Annotated in this window: 17 protein-coding genes and 1 pseudogene; 6 read left to right on the top strand and 12 right to left on the bottom strand. The window is 51.1% G+C overall.

Annotated elements, in window-relative coordinates:
• Window position 1: 1 nt before the first annotated feature.
• The 4 genes from INT22_RS06030 to queC are packed head-to-tail and all read right to left on the bottom strand — an operon-like array spanning window position 2 to window position 2,473.
• Window positions 2-283 carry a YkgJ family cysteine cluster protein gene (locus tag INT22_RS06030; RefSeq protein WP_193060609.1) on the bottom strand — a complete coding sequence of 94 codons (282 nt, stop codon included), beginning with the start codon at window positions 281-283 and terminating at the stop codon, window positions 2-4.
• On the bottom strand, window positions 280-1,119 hold the full coding sequence (locus INT22_RS06025; protein WP_193067871.1) for a 6-carboxytetrahydropterin synthase: 840 nt from the start codon (window positions 1,117-1,119) through the stop codon (window positions 280-282). The genes INT22_RS06030 and INT22_RS06025 overlap by 4 nt, the downstream gene beginning before the upstream one ends.
• Window positions 1,119-1,763, bottom strand: a complete 645-nt coding sequence (gene queE / locus INT22_RS06020) for a 7-carboxy-7-deazaguanine synthase (RefSeq protein WP_193060608.1) — start codon at window positions 1,761-1,763, stop codon at window positions 1,119-1,121. Before queE ends, INT22_RS06025 begins: the two co-directional genes overlap by 1 nt.
• Window positions 1,763-2,473, bottom strand: a complete 711-nt coding sequence (queC, locus tag INT22_RS06015; RefSeq protein ID WP_193060607.1) for a 7-cyano-7-deazaguanine synthase QueC — start codon at window positions 2,471-2,473, stop codon at window positions 1,763-1,765. The genes queE and queC overlap by 1 nt, the downstream gene beginning before the upstream one ends.
• Window positions 2,474-2,676: 203 nt before the next feature.
• Between queC and INT22_RS06010 the strand changes: the two genes are divergently transcribed.
• Complete coding sequence (locus INT22_RS06010; protein ID WP_125747528.1) at window positions 2,677-3,093, top strand: SRPBCC family protein; 417 nt, start codon at window positions 2,677-2,679, stop codon at window positions 3,091-3,093.
• Between the two features lie 53 nt (window positions 3,094-3,146).
• Here INT22_RS06010 and INT22_RS06005 read toward each other — a convergent pair whose 3' ends face one another.
• From INT22_RS06005 to INT22_RS05970, 8 genes are all read right to left on the bottom strand, one after another.
• Entirely contained in the window at window positions 3,147-3,386 is a 240-nt protein-coding gene (locus INT22_RS06005) for a DUF2789 domain-containing protein (protein ID WP_193060606.1), read from the bottom strand.
• 88 nt (window positions 3,387-3,474) lie between these two features.
• Window positions 3,475-4,545 (bottom strand): asparaginase, encoded by a 1,071-nt coding sequence (locus INT22_RS06000; protein ID WP_193060605.1) that lies wholly within the window; start codon window positions 4,543-4,545, stop codon window positions 3,475-3,477.
• 181 nt (window positions 4,546-4,726) lie between these two features.
• Window positions 4,727-5,926 (bottom strand): MFS transporter, encoded by a 1,200-nt coding sequence (locus INT22_RS05995; protein WP_193060604.1) that lies wholly within the window; start codon window positions 5,924-5,926, stop codon window positions 4,727-4,729.
• 8 nt (window positions 5,927-5,934) lie between these two features.
• On the bottom strand, window positions 5,935-6,438 hold the full coding sequence (locus INT22_RS05990) for a hypothetical protein (RefSeq protein ID WP_038483828.1): 504 nt from the start codon (window positions 6,436-6,438) through the stop codon (window positions 5,935-5,937).
• A 77-nt stretch (window positions 6,439-6,515) separates the two neighbouring features.
• Window positions 6,516-7,772: a DEAD/DEAH box helicase gene (locus INT22_RS05985; protein ID WP_089038216.1), complete on the bottom strand. Its 1,257-nt coding sequence runs from the start codon at window positions 7,770-7,772 to the stop codon at window positions 6,516-6,518.
• A gap of 272 nt (window positions 7,773-8,044) precedes the next feature.
• Complete coding sequence (locus INT22_RS05980) at window positions 8,045-8,638, bottom strand: PqiC family protein (protein ID WP_193060603.1); 594 nt, start codon at window positions 8,636-8,638, stop codon at window positions 8,045-8,047.
• A gap of 13 nt (window positions 8,639-8,651) precedes the next feature.
• Window positions 8,652-10,334: an intermembrane transport protein PqiB gene (gene pqiB, locus INT22_RS05975; protein ID WP_193060602.1), complete on the bottom strand. Its 1,683-nt coding sequence runs from the start codon at window positions 10,332-10,334 to the stop codon at window positions 8,652-8,654.
• Window positions 10,327-11,673: a PqiA/YebS family transporter subunit gene (locus INT22_RS05970; RefSeq protein ID WP_443602021.1), complete on the bottom strand. Its 1,347-nt coding sequence runs from the start codon at window positions 11,671-11,673 to the stop codon at window positions 10,327-10,329. The genes pqiB and INT22_RS05970 overlap by 8 nt, the downstream gene beginning before the upstream one ends.
• 200 nt (window positions 11,674-11,873) lie before the next feature.
• Between INT22_RS05970 and INT22_RS05965 the strand changes: the two genes are divergently transcribed.
• The 5 genes and pseudogenes from INT22_RS05965 to INT22_RS05945 all read left to right on the top strand — a co-directional run bounded on the left by INT22_RS05965 (window position 11,874) and on the right by INT22_RS05945 (window position 17,728).
• Window positions 11,874-12,848 (top strand): calcium/sodium antiporter, encoded by a 975-nt coding sequence (locus INT22_RS05965; RefSeq protein ID WP_089038219.1) that lies wholly within the window; start codon window positions 11,874-11,876, stop codon window positions 12,846-12,848.
• 215 nt (window positions 12,849-13,063) lie between these two features.
• A pseudogene (locus tag INT22_RS05960) lies at window positions 13,064-13,267 on the top strand (cytochrome ubiquinol oxidase subunit I); the annotation flags it as partial.
• Window positions 13,268-13,316: 49 nt separating this feature from the next.
• Window positions 13,317-14,996: a thiol reductant ABC exporter subunit CydD gene (cydD, locus tag INT22_RS05955; protein ID WP_193060600.1), complete on the top strand. Its 1,680-nt coding sequence runs from the start codon at window positions 13,317-13,319 to the stop codon at window positions 14,994-14,996.
• Window positions 14,993-16,720 (top strand): thiol reductant ABC exporter subunit CydC, encoded by a 1,728-nt coding sequence (gene cydC, locus INT22_RS05950; protein WP_193060599.1) that lies wholly within the window; start codon window positions 14,993-14,995, stop codon window positions 16,718-16,720. The genes cydD and cydC overlap by 4 nt, the downstream gene beginning before the upstream one ends.
• 15 nt (window positions 16,721-16,735) lie before the next feature.
• Window positions 16,736-17,728, top strand: a complete 993-nt coding sequence (locus INT22_RS05945) for an adenosine deaminase (RefSeq protein ID WP_193060598.1) — start codon at window positions 16,736-16,738, stop codon at window positions 17,726-17,728.
• Window positions 17,729-17,994: the final 266 nt, after the last annotated feature.

The following is a 17,994-nucleotide window of genomic DNA, read 5'->3' as shown; positions in this document are numbered from 1 at the left end:
ACTAACGGGTTGATGTTTCCAGCCAGTTAAGTGTGGCGAGCGCCTCTTCTCGGTGCTCGCCACACACATCAGCATCATAGTCGAACCGCGCACACACAGCGGGACGGCTAGGATCGCCAAATAACCTGCATAGATTGTCATCACTTAACTGTACGCATCGAACGCCCGCCGGTTTGCCATTTGGCATGCCGGGTATATAAGAGGTGATCGACGGTGCAATACAGCAAGCACCGCAGCCAGCTCGGCAGGCGGCGGTGTCTGTTGCGAAAACGTGACTACTCATGGCGAGGCTTCTGCCGTCGCGCCTTTATCAATCCCCTCAAAGGCTTGAACCAGTGTTTTATGGCCGCTGTGATCTGCAATACTCTTGGCAAGCCATAACGCAATATTCTCGACGGTTGTCGGCTTGGGCAGTACACAGCAGCGTTCTTGAGGCAGCGTGATCGAAAATGTGCCTTGTGCCGACTGATAACGGCAAGTCAGCTTTTCATCAACCTGGCTTTCAATATCGGCCTGTTCAAGCAGGTATCGATTATCCAGCCATGCTGCCCAGCGCTGCTCAAGCGCTGGCTGACGTGCCTGCTGCTGCCAGATAAACAGGCGCGAGCGGTGGCCATGGGCAATCCGCTGACAGTTGCCGAGATGCCGTTTCAGTCCGTGAGTGTAGCCATAGGCAGCGCCGTCTATAGGCTCGTCACTCAGCGTTAGCGTGACACTGTGGACATTAGCTGGCCGTTGCTCTTGCTTCGTCAGCTGTGAGCTTAAATAGTGGGTGACACGCTCAACAGTGATGGTATCCCAGGGGAGCAAGGTAAATGCTTGGGCTGGCCCGCGAACTTCCATTTCGTAAGGAGTCGCTGTTCTAATGCAGATACCTTCAGCGCAGTCAGTAACCTTAATGCCGGGCGCGTTGACAGGTACGAGCAGCGTATGGTCTAGGCCACTATCGAGTGTGCGTTTGATCCAAGGCTTAACTTCCCCGAAGTCAAAAAGCATACCATCTTCGCCTAGCTCCCCATCCAGTTGAGCATCTACTTGCCAGCTACAGCCTACCAACCCTTTTGTAGGGCACCACAGTGAAACATCAATATGGCTGAGACGATTTACAAATAACGCCATTACTCAAATCCTGCAATCTTGTGCGTTTGAAGCGATAGCCGCCACTGGGGGTTAGCCATGCAATACTCGGTGGTTGCCTGAACCGTCGCGTGATTTCTCTGCGCTATGCCGTGGTCCATCGGCTGCAAAAAAAAGTGGTTGAAGTCCAAATTGGCGAATTGAGTGGGTGGCGCTGCAGATTGTGGGAAAACCAGCTTTAACTCATCGCCACGGGTGACCACCAATGAGTTTGTGCCCTTCGGGCTAACACATAGCCAGTCAATTCCTGGCGGTGGTATGACCGTTCCATTCGTTTCAACAGCCACTTCAAATCCATCGCTGTGTAGTAGTGCGATCAGCGGGGTATCAAGCTGGAGTAATGGCTCGCCGCCAGTGAATACCACGTAGGGCGTTGCTCTCCCCGCATGAACTGGCCAAAGGGCTTTAATGTGATCAGCGAGTTCACGTGGAGTGTTAAAGCGCCCACCGTTAATGCCATCCGTACCGATAAAATCGGTGTCGCAAAAGGAGCATTTTGCGCTGGCGCGATCGATTTCACGCCCAGACCACAAATTGCAGCCGCTAAAGCGGCAAAATACGCTGGCACGGCCTGCCTGTGCACCTTCGCCCTGCAAGGTATAAAAGGCTTCTTTGACGTGATACATCAGCTGGTAACCTGTGCAGGGGTAGATTCATACGCCAGTGGGTCTGAAGTATTGTTGGCTGCGAACGCCGCCAGCCGTTCACGGCAACTGCCACACTTGCCGCAAGCCAGTGGGCGCCCTTCATAGCAGGTCCAGGTATCACGGTAGTTCAGGCCCATTGCTAAGCCATCGCGCAAGATATCGGCTTTGCTCGATGCTAGATAAGGTGCATGCAGCGTTATCGGTTCAAAATTAGCGATGCCAGCGACCTGGTTCATTGCGTGAACAAATTCAGGGCGGCAGTCAGGGTAGAGAATATGATCACCGCCGTGGGCGCCGTAATCGACACGCCCCGCACCGATATTAACTGCCTTAGCAATGGCTAACGAAAGCAGAATCATATTGCGGTTAGGGACAACGGTGGTAGGGAGGTTATCAGCGGCGTAGTCACCTTCAGGCATTGATATATCTGGGTTGGTCAGCGCTGAGTTATCAATTAAACCGTGAATAGCACGTATATCAACGACTTGATGGGGAATATCGTGCTGCTTACAAACGGCTTTCGCTATGTCCAGTTCTTTGGCGTGGCGTTGGCCATAATCAAAGGAGAGCGCATGAACCTCGAGCCCTTCTTTAATTGCGCGGTGAAGAACGGTATAGGAGTCCATGCCGCCGGAATAAATCACAACGGTAGATGACGCGTCTGCGCCAGAGGTAGGGGGTAACGACATAATAATTACTCATTGGCCGGAGAATTTATTGAGTGCTTTAGCGTCGCGCTAAATGAGATTCCGGGGTCCGGTCCGGAAGGACGGCAGTTTACGCAATGCGGGCTTGCCTGGCCAGTGGTAGCGGCAATTGGTACCATTTTCTGTTCGGTATGCGCATGGGCCAACATGCTAAGCTAATCCTTCTAGTCGTAAGGGATGAATCCATGGCCACCATAGAACATAGCGAAATTATTAATGCTCAGCCTGAAAGAGTGTTTGAACTGCTGAGCCGAGTTGAAGATTTTGCTGACTATTCTGATCTCATTAGATCAATTGATACCTTAGGCGATAACCGTTATCGCTGGCATGTCCACGCGGTGGGTATGGATTGGTCATTTGATGTGGCAGTAACCGAGATCAAGCCACCTTATGTGCTGGCATGGGAATCATTGGAAGGCGTTAAAAACCAAGGTCGTTATCAATTGCGTGAAGTGCCGGAGGGGACAGAGGTATCGCTTACGCTGAGTTATGAGATCCGTAACCGATTGATGGAAAAAGCGGTGAATCGTGCTGCAAAGCCATTAGTAGGAAAAGTGAGCAGGCAAATTCTTGAGCGCGTTGAAGCTCGCCTCAACAGTTGATGGCTATATTGGCGCCGTTAGTGAGCGGCGCGCAAAGAGGTGTTCAGCAGCAATCAAGCTCGTTTGTGCATCGAGGCATCAAGGTGGTCGACAACTTCGGCCCAGTCGGCATCATCTTCCACGGCCTCACGAAGAAAATCAGCTTGGCCTTCGTTCCAGCAGGGTGCCTCCGCGAGCGGCATTTCTTTGGGAAGGGGGGAGTGGCGCTGAATAAAGTGCTCTATGGACTCTGCATCCGAGCGTAGCCCGAGTTGTTCAAATAGCTCGCTAAAATAGTGTACAGGCCGTTCCATACGCTGCTTTCCTTTTGGTTGTTAGCGTATGTTTAAACATAGCGTGTATAAGTGACTACGCCAGTGCGAATTGATCGACGTGCGGTGTTTAGCGCTCGCCGACAAGTGGCGTTAAAAATCGCTGGCGTCGAATGTCCATGGAAAGGGGTTGAGCCAATAGGTGAACGAGTTTGGTGAAAGCGGCTTCCGGTGTCATGTTATCTCCAGACAGTAGGCCCGCTTCTGCTAGACCGTGGCCCGCTGCGTACTCGCCCATATGAATGCTGCCCTGGGGGCACTGGCTAACCGCGGCCAGCAGTTTTCCTTCGCCACTGGCGTTAGCAATGACATCAATGATTGCAGGGTCGTTGGGTATATTACCTGCTCCCCAAAGCTGCAGTAGAGCCCCCTTAACGCGCGAATCACCGAGCAGAGCTTCCAATTGCCAAGGCGATATACCTGGCCACAATGCTAGTCTGATAACGGCGCCATCGGAGACGGCTTGATAGTCTGCAAGCTCAAAGCGGGGCGCGCCGCGTTGTTGAAACCCTAAACCTCTACTTGGGTAATAAATGAAGTCATCGCCAACGCGTTCACCGATACAGGGGTAGCTTGGTGAGATAAATGCATCTAAGGATTCCGTGTGTTGTTTAATCGCTCGTGCCCCCCTCAGAAGGCGATTTGAAAAATAGATCGCCACCTCTTGTAACTCAACGTTTGCAGCAAACCTTAATGCTCCGTAAAGGTTGCCGATTGCATCGCTATCAATCATTTCAAGAGGATGCATAGAGCCTGTTAACACAACCGGGCGGTCAATCCCCTGTAGCTGATAGGCAAGACTCGACGCGGTCCAGCTTAGGGTATCCGTGCCGTGGATAACGACAAATCCACGGTAGTTGGCTAAGTGGGCTGCAATATCGTTGGCAATCTGTTGCCAAGTCAGCGGCGTCGCTGCACTTGAGTCGATCAATGACGCATAACTAAGCACGTCATAAGCGGGAAGGGCATGTTGGTGCAGTATAGGAAGCTGGCTTAGTGCGTCTGCCATGCGATCTTGAAAGTTCCCCCCTGGGGCTAGTCCCTTTACATTTGGCTGCATGCCAATGGTGCCGCCAGTATAGATGACCAGCACACGTTCTTGAGTGGGGGCGGCGTTTGCCAGGGGAGAAGTGATGCTCATAGCCGTTTCCTGAATTGGGCGAATCTAAAAGGGTCTTTCTCAATCGTAGCGTCTAAGTACGTGTGTCTAAGTACGTGTGTCTAAGTGCTTGTGTCTAAGTACCTGTGCCTAAGTGTCCGTGCCTCTGTATGCTATTGAAACAGGCTCTGCAAACTGAGGCAGGTATTGCCTTGCACGACGGCTAACCGCGATGTACTAACAACTCACCGCTATGATCGTCTAATTGGCGGTTACGCCCAGCCAATAAGGCAAATCCGCAACAAATAACAATTAGCAGAATAAGCAGCCATGCTATGTGGGCTAACTCTGCTCCGGCTTGCAGCATCAGACCAACCCCAAAAGGGCCTAGCGCTGCCAACGTATAGCCGCCACCCTGTACTAAGCCAGAAAGCTGCCCCGCGAGACGCGAGTTAGCCGTTCGTAACACCAACAGGCTGAGTGCTAAGCTGAAGCTGCCGCCTTGACCAATACCAAGAAGTACCGCGCCGGGCCACTTCCAGGCTAGTGGCGCAATAAGCAACATCCAAAGCCCTAGTGCAGTGCTAAAAAGAACTAGTAGTAAGGCAGGGCGTTGATCGTGGGTTAAGCGGGCTAGCCAAGGTGCGCCCAGTGCTGAAACTAACTGACACATGATTGAGATGGCCATTGTCCAGCCGGCCGCAGCTTCATCATAGCCTCTGTAGACTAATAAGGTGGGCAGCCAACCAAACACAATGTAAGCCATGGAAGACTGAATGCCCATGAACAGCATGACATGCCACGTAAGTGGCTTACGCATTAATTGGGCGAGCGAAGAAGAGCTTCTTGGCTTGAGTGGGGTGTGTTGGGCCGTTGGCATGTTGATCACCCATAGTGCCAGGGCTACTAATGCTAACAGTGACCAGCTCATTAGACTCAACTGCCAGCTGCCTAGCCATTGCATCAGCGGAACACTAAGACCAGCGCCTAAAGCACCGCCGAAACATAACGCCATGGTGTATAAACCAGTCAGAAGATCGGCGCTGTGGGGAAGCTCGCGTTTAACAAGCGCTGGTAGAAGGGTGCCGCTAAGGCCGATCGCGCTGCCTGCCATTGCTGAGCCAATAAAAAGCGCGCCAGGCACTGGCATGCCTCTTAAGATTAAACCGCAAGTTAATAAAAGCAGTGCACTACTCAGGGCCCGTTCGCTGCCCAACTGTTTAGCCAATAGGGGAGCAAGTGGGGCTGACAAGCCTAAAAAAAGCACGGGCAACGTGGTTAAAATGCCCGCTGATGCAGGACTTAACCCCGCAGTTTCTTGCAGTCGGGAAAGCAGCGGCGCAACTGATGACATAGCAGGGCGTAAATTAAGCCCTACTACGAACATCAGAACAATAAAGGTGTATGTGCGACGAGAAGCCATGCTGACATTTACTTGAGGTGGGGGCGTAAGTCGCCGCGTACCGCATCAAGCAGGGTAATGAAATGATAATCTTGCTGCGTGTCTAAGCAGTCTACGCGCACCTCGGTACGCATCCCCTTATCAATATTCAGCTTGTCGTAGATTTCGAGGGTTAATTTACGTGCAGGTTTATCCCCAGGTGTAATAATGCCGTCTTCCAGCGTAAAGGTTTCCAGTAACGTTACCCGTACTCGCGTGCTGCTCTCTTCGCTAAGTACCCGTCGTACAAATAACCATCCTTCACAGGGTAGCGATTCGTTATCATTACGTTCACGTAAGAAAAGTGTGCGATAACAAGCGCCCTCTGTAGAGGCTTTTTCAGCCATGCTGCGATACGCCTGCAGCACTTGTCCAGCCGATGCCCGGGCATCTTCTAGCCGCTGTGAAATACCTTGGTGCTCACGGCTTAGTTGCTCCTGGCGTTGAAAGGTAAGCCACTGGCGGTAATCGTTAATAAGTTGAGACGACGCCATAATCACTCCATGAATAAGTTAAGCTGTGCCAGCGGAATACGCGAAGCGACAACCTTCGCATATTCCTAAGCTAAGGGCTAGCGACGGGCGCGACGACGACGTTCACCGCCTGTATTAGCTGCTTGCCCTTCCGGTTTACGTTTGGCGCGGGGCTGCTTCTGACCACGGCGGCCATTTTCAATCGGCTCGGGCTTGGCGTTTGGATCAGGTTCAAAACCGGGTTCGATACGTTTAGGCAGGTTTTGCTTGATAAGACGCTCAATCCCACTCAGCAAGCCGTGTTCGTCGACACATACGAGCGAAACTGCTTCGCCATCGCTGCCCGCTCGGCCGGTGCGTCCAATACGGTGAACATAATCCTCTGCCACATTGGGTAAGTCGAAATTAACGACATGGGGAAGTTCGTTGATATCTAGCCCGCGAGCGGCAATGTCAGTGGCGACAAGTACCTGCAAATCACCGCTTTTGAAAGCACCTAGTGCACGTGTTCTAGCCCCTTGGCTCTTATTGCCATGGATGGCCATGGCGGGTATGTCTTGCTTAGAGAGCTGCTCTGCTAAGCGGTTCGCGCCATGTTTGGTGCGTGTGAAAACGAGTACCTGAAACCAACCATGCTGCTGAATTAAATGGGCCAGCAGCTCGCGTTTTTTATCACGATCTACTCGGTAAATGGTTTGCTCAATTTTTTCAGCGGTCGTGTTGCGAGGTGCGACTTCTATTAACGCTGGGTTGTTGAGCAGCTGTTGCGCCAATAACTGTATGTCGTTGGAGAATGTTGCAGAGAACAGCAGGTTTTGACGCTGTTTCGGTACTAAGCGCAATAGACGCTTGATATCATGGATGAATCCCATGTCGAGCATGCGATCAGCTTCGTCGAGCACCAGGATTTCTACGGCCGATAGATCCACGTGGCCCTGCTGATGCAAGTCTAGTAGCCGACCTGGCGTGGCGACCAACACATCAAGCCCCGCTTTGAGTGCATCCACTTGTGGCTGTTGGCCAACACCGCCGAAAATAATATGCGAGCGTAAAGAGAGGTGCTTGCCGTAAGCGGTTACGCTTTCGCCTACCTGGGCAGCAAGCTCGCGCGTAGGCGTGAGCACTAACGCGCGTACTTGGCGTTTGCCGGGGCGCTTGCCATTCGCTAACCGCTGTAACATGGGCAACGTAAAGCCAGCGGTTTTGCCTGTGCCAGTTTGTGCACTGGCGAGCATGTCGCGACCTTCAAGTACAACGGGTATAGCTTTTTGTTGAATAGGGGTAGGCTGCGTATAGCCCTGCGCGGTAACCGCCCGTAGTAAATCGTCGTGCAGACCAAGTTCAGAAAAGCTCATGCGTTCTCCGCAATCGCTTAGTAAGTGACGCCGCTTGGCGTCGTCGTTACTGAGCGTAATGTTCAAAAAGCGAGGATGGTACACCTTCGCGGCAGCGAAGTTTGCCAGATAAAGCACGCTGCCGCGATGGTCATTTTTTTGCCGATCAAGACGGTGAAATAGACATTGGCTTGAATCGGGGGTGACGTGGTGATGCTGAAAGATGACTCCTTTAGTATATCATGGATACTTCATTTCAGCGTTTAACCTAGAGGCTGGATGCCTTACTGATGTCACATCTGAAAATAATTTCCTTCGCGGATCTCGTTGGCGATTTGCAGGGCCACCTTATCCCAGCTTTCGCCAAGTGAGCGAACGAGAGCAGGGTAGCCGTCCTGCTGGAGCTCGGTCTCTGCAGAAAAACTTTTTAGCGCAAGTAGGTTGTTATCTGCGCCGCGTAACTGCCATTGGCCACTGGTGACCGCTCGCCCGTCGTGCCGCCCCTGAAATTGATCAACTTCAAGTAGTAATGTGAGCGCTTCAGGTGCATTGCCATCCGCATGAACGACCTGAATGGACGTGAGTTCTTGGGATAGTTGAGCACGTAATGCACGTTCTAATTGGCGTCCAATACTTTCAGCCCATTGGTGTTCGCGGGCTTCAATTAGGGTGATGTCATCAAGCTGCATGACGATGCCGTCCACATCCAGATAATGTGCTAAACGTGGTGCTCGCACTTGCAGTGTGCCGATCGGCTGGTTTGGCGAACTCACTGCATTTTCGCTTGGTAGCATGTAGCGAGAGGGTGGTGTGACACTGCTAGCGCAAGCACTTAGCTGTATGCAAAGGCCAAGTAGTGATAAATAGCGGATTGCCTTATAGCGCATAGTAAGCTCCTTCTTAGCGTGGTGCGCGAGGCACGGGATCTTGAGTATCCAGGTTGTCGAATAAGAGCGCTCTTGGGTTTTCATTTAATGTGCGAGTAAGTGGTTGTAAGTCGCGCATTAAGCGATCCAGCCGTTGAATAGCCGTTGTTAAATCCTGATAGGCTGGAGATGACGGTGATACACCTTGCAAGGTGTTACGCAGCTCCTCAAGAGTCGCATTTACGTTTCCGCCCACTGCCTGAGTATCGGGATCATTCAGCAACTGGTTGATGGAGGTGCTTACTTGGCGTATCTCGTTGAGCACACTTTCAGATGCTTGTAAGTTTCGGTCTAAACCTGCAAGTAATGGCTCAACTTCAAGCGCGTTTAATTTCTCAAGCAGGCTGGTTATCTGCGCTTGGATCTGTGCAAAGCCGCCAGCAACAGTAGGGAATACTGTCCGCTCGGAGAACATTTCGGCGACATATTCATCAGCTAAATCGCGTTGAAAATTAAGATCAACGAAAAGTGCACCCGTTAATAGGCTGCCATTTTTGAGTGATGCACGTAGCCCTAAGCCAAAAAGGCGCTTAAAGCGTGAGTCCCACTGTTCTATGTCGATGTCGGCATTCTCAATGCCCAACCGCTGAGGCTCGATTCGAATCAGCACTGGGATGGCAAACTGAGAACGCGAGTCGGGCTGTGGAGCGGTAAAGTTCCAGGGTACCGACGCAACCGTACCGATTCTTACCCCGCGAAATTCGACGGGCGCACCTTTCGATAATCCGCGAACGGTATCATCAACCAATAGCACGTACTCTAAATACTGATTGAAGGTTCCTTCCCGGGCAGTATTTTCATCCGCATAGAGATTAAAGCGTGCATTGGGTTCTACGGGTTGCCCCATCGGCAAGTCTTCTGGCACGCCAAACGTAACGCCGCCTCCCAGTAATGCTTCAAGAGACTCCACGTTGACACGTACACCATCGGCATCTAGTTGGAAATCAACACCGCTTGATGTCCAAAATCGAGTGCTATCCGTTACTAACTGGCCGTAGGGTTCTTCAATAAATACTTGGTGGTGCATGGTGCGAGATTCCGCGTCAAACCGAGTATCTTCAACTCGTCCTACGGTATAGCCCTGGTAAGAAACAGGGTCTCCTATACGCAGTGAGTTACCCAGTTGACTGACTAAGCTGATTTGCAAACCAGCCTGCCCAGCTGGGGCAACTGGTGGTGTATCACTTACCGTAAACTCGCGCTCAGGTTCATCAGACTGACCTGCCTCTAGCTGAATATAGGCACCCGACAATACCGTGCCCAGCCCGCTAATGCCCTCGCGGCCGATGCGCGGCTTTACCACCCAGAATCGGCTATCTTCCCTTAGCATCGCTTCCGCTTCTGGTTGGATGCGGGCGGTCATAACGGCATGGGAAAGGTCATCAGATAAGCGAACGTTTTGGACTCTGCCTATTTCAACATTGCGGCTGCGAATAAGCGTGCTGCCCGCTTCAATACCTTCCGCGCTGTCCATTGTTAGTGTAACGAGCGTGCCTCGGCTGGCGTAGTTGTCGTAGGCAAGCCACAGTCCGATCACAACAGCAACGATTGGCACGATCCAAATCGGAGAGAGCCGTGTTTGCGGTGATGACTTCGCACGATGTAAATCGTTGTTGTCGTTGGTATCGGCTTTCTTTGGTGTTGAATCATTAGCCATCAACAGTTTCCTTGGTGGCCGTGTTACGGCGTGTAGAGCGAGGGGGCGGAGTGTCCCAAATTAAGCGCGGGTCAAACGTCATGGCTGCTAACATTGTGAGCACAACGACGGCAGCAAACGCGAGCGCCGCCGGCCCTGGTGTAATTGACATTAACGACCCTGCGCGAATCAGAGCTACTAATATTGAAACCACAAATACGTCAACCATTGACCATCGGCCTATAAATTCAGTCAGCCGATAAAGTCGAGTTCGGCTTTGTGCGTTGAGTTCGTTGCTGTGCTTAATGACCATACAGAGCCAAACCAGTGCGACCAGCTTACCAACGGGAACAATAACACTCGCCACAAAGATAACCACGGCCACGGGCCAGGAGCCCATTTGGATCAGCTGTACAACCCCACCGATGATCGTTGAGGGTGATGAGTGCCCTAAGCTAGTCGTGGTCATAATAGGGTATACATTAGCAGGGATATACATCACCGCTGCTGCAAAAAGCAGTGCCCAGGTGCGTTGCAAGCTGTGTGGTAATCGTGGGTGGAGCTTTTCTTGGCAGCGCAGACAGTGCCCCTTGGCATGCTCATTAAGCCGATTAATTAGGCCGCAAGTTGGGCAGCCGGTTACCCCTTGGCTTGCCGCTGTCGTTCCTGTGAGAGTGCCTTCTGGCGCGAGGGGTTCTTTCTCTAAAGAGAACCACATCCAATCTGAATCAATGGATTGTGTCGTTAACAGTAAAAGGATGGCAAACGCGCTGAACGCCCAGAAGGAGATGCCTATTTCAATGTGTGCCATGCCAGCTATTTTTATCAAGCTCACCAGCGCCCCAACGATGAAGACATCCGCCATCATCCATGGGGTAAGCCTCGCTAGTGAACGAGCGATGTCCCGACTAAACGGCATTGGATGGCCGCGAAGTAAACCAAACTGAAGCCAGATCACGCTAATTAGATAAATAGCGGGCAGCACAACAATGGTCATAATGACAGCGATAGCGACAACAGGCTGATGAAAAGCGATGAGCGTAGTGGCAGTCTGTGAAAGTTCTATACGATTACCAATGCCACTGATGCTAAAGCTAACAAACGGAAATGATACTGCTGCAAGTAGCGCTATCAAGGATGAAAGCGCAAGCGCCATGCTTCTCTGAGCAGGATAACGATGCCGCTTTACCAGCACATGTGAACAGCGTGGGCAAGATGCTTTCTCTCCAGAGCCGAGCGGAGGGAGTGCAGACACCCAGTCACACTCATGGCAGGCGCGTAAGCGTCTACGCTGGGCGCGTGCTTCAGGAGGGCGGCAGTCGACCTGTGGTGAGTTCACCCGCAAAGAAGGTCGTTTGATAAACTGAAAATGAGGCAACTGCTAATTCTCAATACGTTGAGGAATCCAAATTAGTACGGTGGGCAGATACTACTGTCAAATCGAGATTAATCTTCGCCCCGTAAAACAGCACTTGACCTAACCAACTAGTTAGACAAGGATGCCTCGGCAATGGTGCCTAATGATAGTGCCTAACATTACGTTATTAAGGAAATGAAATAATGTTGCTCCCTTTTTTGGCTGTAGTTTTGGGCTTGGTGCTTCTTGTATGGAGCGCTGAGAAATTTATCGATGGTGCTGCAGCTACCTCTAGGTGGTTAGGACTATCGCCTCTATTAATTGGCATGCTGGTTATTGGTTTTGGCACCTCTGCACCAGAAATGATGGTGTCAGTGTTGGCGGCCATGCAAGGAAATCCTGGTTTAGCGGTAGGTAACGCCTATGGTTCCAATATCGCTAATATTGGCCTTGTTTTAGGTTTTGTCGCGTTGATCGCTCCTTTAGCGGTGCATTCTGGTGTGATCCGTAAGGAGATGCCACTGTTGATAGGTGTCATGCTTTTGACGGGTTATATGCTTTATGACGGTTGGATTTCTCGCGGAGAAGCCGTCTTACTGCTAGGTGCGTTGGCGCTCTTTATTGGGGTTAGTATTGTTCGTTCACGAGGACAGCAAGATGATCCGCTAGTGGGTGAAGTAGCAGAAGCGCTGGATAGTAAGCCCATGTCTCGTGGCAAGGCGTTTATGTGGACGCTAGTTGGACTAGTCTTGTTGATCGCTAGTTCGCGCATACTGGTGTGGGGGGCGGTCGAAATAGCGGTAGCTTTTGGGGTTAGCGACTTAATTATTGGCTTAACCGTTGTAGCAATAGGAACATCCTTGCCAGAGCTTGCTTCTTCTATCAGCGCTTTGCGGCGCAAAGAGCATGATATGGTGCTAGGTAATGTCGTAGGTTCTAACCTGTTTAACAGTTTGGCTGTGGTAGGTCTTGCCGGCGTTATTACACCCATTGAAGTAGGGCGCGAAGTGCTAATTCGTGATTGGAGCGTCATGACCTTTATGACCCTCATGATGGTGTTCTTTGCTTTCTCTTGGCGGGGGCGCCCGCGGCGTATAAACCGTATCGAGGGTGGCGTACTGTTCTCTATGTTCATTGCTTACACTGGCTACATGGTTAGCATCGTAGTGATGTCCTAACTGCGTCAATGCGACACAGTTTTGAAGAAGCGCTAGTAGTGTATAACGTTTGTCACAGCATCAAATGACAACACATTCGAATCTCAGGCCTAGTTGCTGTGTCGCTGCATCGTGCCTAGAGCCCATGCTCATTGCTAAAGTGCAGCACCAGTAAGGCTTAACTAAGCTTGTGTGGCCCAGCAGTGGGATGCTTATCCAGGTCTTAGGAGAGTGTGATGGAGCTTGCCCTCTGCGTACTATCGCGAATTCAGTTCGCCTTTGTGGAGTATTTCCATGCAATTTTTCCAGTTTCTACTATCGGGCTGGTCTCCTATATAGCATTACTCCATGGGCTTTTCTTTAAAACCCAAAACCCAGCTTGGGACCGTCTTTCGCTATTTTGGACAAAAGTGTTTGCGGTTGTCTTTAGCTTGGATGTATCCATTGCTGGCAAGGCGCGACCATCAAATGAGGAGTGCCACTAACCTTATGGCTACCTCTCAATCAGGTCAGGTAATACCCTTAACTTCACGCTCATGGTTGAAATCTCTTGCTCGGCGTGAACACAAAAAGCTCACACTAGCCGCAATAGGTGGCGTGCTTGCAGGGGGGCTTACGGTTTTACTAGTGGTGGGGCTTGCATGGTGCATTGATCAGCTTGTCATTCATGGTCGCTCACCGGCATCACTGACAGTTGTTTTCTTGGGGTTGGTGGCAGTGGTGCTGTGTCGCTCACTACTTCAAGCAATGCAAGAAGCCAGTAGTGCAGAGGCAAGTCTTCGTATTCGCCAGCATGCGCGAGAGGAGTTGTTAAATAAGGTGGCGACGCTTGGCCCCGTTTGGCTTACTCGCCAACAGAGTGGGGCGATAGCGACTCAGGCGGTAGAGCATATTGACGCGTTAGACGGTTATTTCGCGCGTTTTTATCCTCAGATGAGGATTGTCGTCGCATTACCGTTACTTATCCTTTGCATTGTTGGATGGCTGGACTACCTTGTGGCCATCTTTTTGTTGCTTTCTGCGCCACTTATCCCGCTTTTTATGGCGTTGGTAGGTATGGGCGCTGAGCGTTTGAATCGTGATCAATTTATGGCCGTGTCGCGTTTGTCGGCCCACTTTGTAGATCGAGTCAGAGGGATGACGACGCTCCAGCTGTTTGGCCATACCAAGTCAGCACAAAAAGATGTTTGGTATGCCACCGATGACTATCGACGACTAAGTATGCGCACGCTGCGTCTAGCGTTCCTGTCATCCGCGGTGCTTGAGTTTTTTGCATCCGTGGCGATTGCGGTTGTGGCCATGTATGTCGGTTTTGGTCTACTTGGTTATATCGACTATGGGCCATCCTCCGCTCTAACCCTCTTCACTGGGCTAGCCGTTTTATTGCTGGCACCCGAGTTTTTTCAGCCTCTACGAACGCTATCCCAGCACTATCATGACCGTGCAGCAGCATTAGGGGCGGCTGAAAGTATCGTGGCAATACTTAATGAGCCAGATCTGGTTCCTTCAGCCACGTCAGTGCCTCATTCAGAGAATACAGTTATTGAGTTTTGCGGGGTTGGTGTTGGATATGAGGGGCGTGCCACGGTCTTGTCCAACCTGAACGCTACCATCCGACGTGGTGACGTGGTTGCTATCACTGGTGAATCAGGTAGTGGTAAATCATCCATCCTAGCCTTAATGGCTGGTTTTATGATGCCTAGCAGCGGTGAGTGCCGCTATCGTCACAGTGGTCAGGTTGCTTGGCTGGATCAAACGCCTTGCATTATTCAGGGAACTCTTGCCGATAACCTGCGCTTAGCGGCCCCTGAAGCTGATCAGGTGTCAATGGTACGAGCACTGCAACGGGCAGGGCTGGGTGAGTTGTTATCCCAGCTACCAAATGGTCTGGAAAGCCTGGTAGGCGAGCGTGGTGTCGGACTGTCTGGTGGCCAAGCACAGCGTCTTACGCTGGCGCGTGTCTACCTTAGCGAGGCGCAACTGGTTTTATTAGACGAACCGACGGCAAGCCTAGACGCTATCACTGAGAAGGTTGTCATTCAGGCACTGCTAGATTGGGCAAAGGAAGGCCGTACGCTAGTTATTGCAACGCACCACCCTGCGCTGGTAGCCGTTGCTAATCGTCATTTTACCTGTGAAGCCGGTCAGCTTATTGAGGCGACGGTATGAAGCAGTTTTATCGCGATATGAAACCATGGCTGCTCATAATGCTGCGTCGTCGTCAGCGTTTCTTTATGGGGGCATTGTTAGCGTTGGTGACGCTCCTGGCAGGTCTTGCACTGTTAGGGCTTTCGGGTTGGTTTATTGCCGCGTGTGCGTTGGCTGGCATCGCGTTGGCAGCTGGATTGCCCGTTACTTTGGATATTTATGTTCCCGGTGGCGGTATTCGTTTTTTTGCACTGCTGCGAACGGTGGCACGTTACGCGGAGCGTCTTTATAACCACAATACCGTACTGACATTATTAGCTGATTTGCGCTACCGCGTATTTGGCGATTTAACCAGGTTGGATGAGGCAACCCTTAAGCGCCGCCGCGCGAGTGAATGGCTAAGTCGCTTAACGTCGGATATTGATACGCTTGACAACCTGTATCTGCGCTTGCTTATCCCTCCGTTAGTTGGGCTGTTAAGCATCCTGGTGGTATCTGGCTTTATCGCTATTTGGGTGCCAGTGTTGGGTGGTTTGATAGCCGCTGTGTTGAGCGTGCTATGGCTTGTAGTGACGCTTGGCTATGCGTGGTTGGGGTTTGGTAATAGCCACCAGCAAGTTAGCGACCAAGAAGAGTTACGCCGTCTAGTGCTTGATCAAGTACAAGCGTCGGCTGAGCTAATGAGTTACCAAACTAATCCTTGGTACCGTACGCGGATTAATCAGCACGAAGACCAAGCGCTAAGTAATCAGCGTCAGCTTGCTTATAAGTCGGCCATTGGCAACGCGCTAGTATTAGCGGTGACCGGCGTATTGTTGGTGGGCGTATTATGGCTGGGCAGCTTCATTGTAGAGGCCGGCCACGTGGCGGGGCCTATCATTGTTATGGCGGTTATCGCCGTGCTGGGTATAAATGAAGTATTCACTACGCTGCCTAACGCCTTTCTAAAAGTCGGTGCTAGCTATGGCGCTGCTCGACGATTAAATGCACTGAGCAGCATAATGACTGAGGCGCCGTCGTTGGCCTTGCCTAATGCTTCTCGTGGGCATTCAGTGGCGTTTTATAATGTTTCGTTTCGCTATCCCGATACAGTCTATTCGGTGCTGTCTGAGACTACATTTACCTTGCCTGCCGGGAAGCGAACAGTGGTGACGGGTATCTCTGGGGCAGGCAAGTCAACGTTGGCTAACCTTGTTATGGGTAGAATATCGCCTTCAGAGGGGCAGGTTTACGTTGCCAGCTGTGCGCCTTCTAACGTTACTGTGGAAAGCCGTGCCAAGCATTTTGCTTTGCTCACGCAGCAGGTTGATCTTTTTGATGGATCGTTAGCGGCGAATCTGCGTATCGCGAACCCTGAGGCAAGCGATGATCAACTGTGGGAAGCTCTCTCTCAAGTCGCCCTAAAAGATTGGGTAAAGCAGCAACCCAATCAGCTTATGACTCAAGTCGGCGAAATGGGGCAGCAGCTCTCAGGTGGGCAAGCGCGAAGAGTGGCATTGGCTCGTGTTTTTTTGCGGGATCCAGCAGTCGTGCTTTTAGACGAACCCTTTGCCGGTGTGGATGCCTTCACCGCTATGCATATTGCTAAATCTCTTGACCATTGGCTCACTGGTCGAACAGCGATCTATTTTATTCACCAAGTAGAATGCCCGTCGTTGCTGCCTGGCGTTAACTACCACTGGCGACTTGCTGGGGGGAAGTTAAATACGGATACTCTTGATAATGTTGGAAATAATTTATCCTAATGACAGGAGTTTCGTATGCATGAATTTCTTCTTCAACTCCCTAAGGTAGAGCTTCATTTGCATATCGAAGGCTCACTAGAGCCTGAGTTAATGTTTGAACTTGCCAAGCGAAATGGTATTGAGCTTCCTTACGCTACGGCTAAAGAGGCAAAAGCGGCTTACGAGTTCGATGACCTACAAGGGTTCCTAAATCTTTATTACCAAGGCATGAATGTGCTGCGCACAGAGCAGGATTTTTATGACTTGGCGATGGATTATTTTCAGCGTGCTCGTGGTGAAGGGGTGGTGCACATTGATATGCATTTTGACCCTCAGGCCCATCTCCAGCGTGGCATTCCTCTTGAGGTTGTGATGGCGGGATTGCTTCGTGCGAAAGAAGAGGCAGAGGCTACGCTTGATCTGTCTGTTGGTATGATTATGGCTTTTTTGCGTGATCGTCCGGCTGAAGAAGCGCTCAGCGTGCTCGAAAACGCTGCTCCATACTGGAAGTTTTTAGATGCGATTGGTTTAGACAGCGCAGAGCGTGATAATCCCCCGGTAAAATTCCAGGCACTGTTTGCGCGAGCTAAAGAACTTGGCTTGGTGCGTGTTGCCCATGCAGGAGAAGAAGGACCCGCCGAATATATTGCTGAAGCGATGGATCTCCTCGATGTTCAGCGAATTGACCATGGGGTTCGCTGCCTCGAAAGTGGCACGGTGGTTAAGCGACTCAGAGAGCGTCAAATCGTACTAACGGTTTGCCCGCTGTCTAATGTCAGTTTGAAAGTAGTTGATGATCTTCGAGATCACCCTCTTCCCCAGTTGTTGAAAGAAAACCTCAAGGTGACAATTAGCTCAGACGACCCGGCTTATTTTGGCGGTGGGTTGCTGACAAATCATGTTGCCTGTGCTGAAGCATTTGGCTGGGATGCGGAGGTGTTCCGTATGCTGAACCGTAATGCAATTGAAGAAGCTTTTGTTGATGAGCCACGTCGCCAAGAGCTTTTGCAACGTCTTGAGTTGGTATGAAAGAACCGCCGACCTCGTGTTGATGGTGGCTTATGTAAATCGCTTCCCATCTCACCGTCGGCCAGCATAGGGTTGGTTGCTACCCGTAATGACGTTCCTACTAGACAAACTATCTTCTTAAGTAGTCGCCTATCTTCTTTCTAGGTGGCTATCAAACAAGATAAAAAAGTGTTGACGAATAAATAGAAATGGGTAGAATACGCCCCACATCGAACGGCAACGCCCTTCGGTAGCTCTTTAATAATTTGATCAGGTAATTCATGTGG

The sequence above is a fragment of the Halomonas sp. 3D7M genome, assembly GCF_014897885.1.
Lineage (GTDB): Bacteria > Pseudomonadota > Gammaproteobacteria > Pseudomonadales > Halomonadaceae > Vreelandella.
Note: the sequence above shows the minus strand (reverse complement) of the source record. Positions and strands in the feature narration are given on the sequence as shown.